The 552-nt window shown below is 59.4% G+C and carries 1 protein-coding gene; it reads right to left on the bottom strand.

Features of this window, described 5'->3' with window-relative positions:
• On the bottom strand, positions 1–389 hold a 389-nt coding region (locus tag SO156_RS45890; protein ID WP_498539470.1), incomplete at its 3' end, for a GFA family protein.
• Between the last annotated feature and the right edge of the window lie 163 nt (positions 390–552).

Genomic DNA, 552 nt, shown 5'->3' with positions numbered 1-552 from the left:
GTTCGCATCGAGCCTACGGATGTGAGCCATGGCTGCGCGGAGCGAGACCACCACTGAGTATGGGGGACGATCTGGTCGCGTTGACGAATGGAGCCCACGCGGATGGCGTAAATCTTGGGGCCTGCTCCGAGCGCCGTCGCGTAGACATGCGTTCCACATTCCGGGCAAAACGCTTGTGGCCTCTTATTGCCGCTCTCGGCGGTCTTGACGTAGATTTTCGGCTCGCCCGAGAGCAACCTGAAAGTGTCTTCCCGCGTGAAGGCGTGCACGCGGAATGCAGAGCCGGAAAACGTCTGGCAGTCGGTGCAATTGCAGAGCAGGGTCTTGTCCGGCTCGATCTCGGCCTCAAAGGTGATGTATCCGCAGTGACAACGCCCGTCGATTTTCATCTTAATCCTCCGCAGCGCGTTCGTGCGCAAGCTCATGCTAATCTGCTCATGGTCTCGGTGTGCATGTTTGCGAACCGAATTCGCAAAATCCCGTTCCACTGACCGGCGAGGCGTGCGGAGTCGTCGCAGAAGGGCCATCACCGGCCTTATGCGGCGCTGCAAA

It is taken from the genome of Bradyrhizobium sp. UFLA05-125 (genome assembly GCF_059803515.1).
Note: the sequence above shows the minus strand (reverse complement) of the source record. Positions and strands in the feature narration are given on the sequence as shown.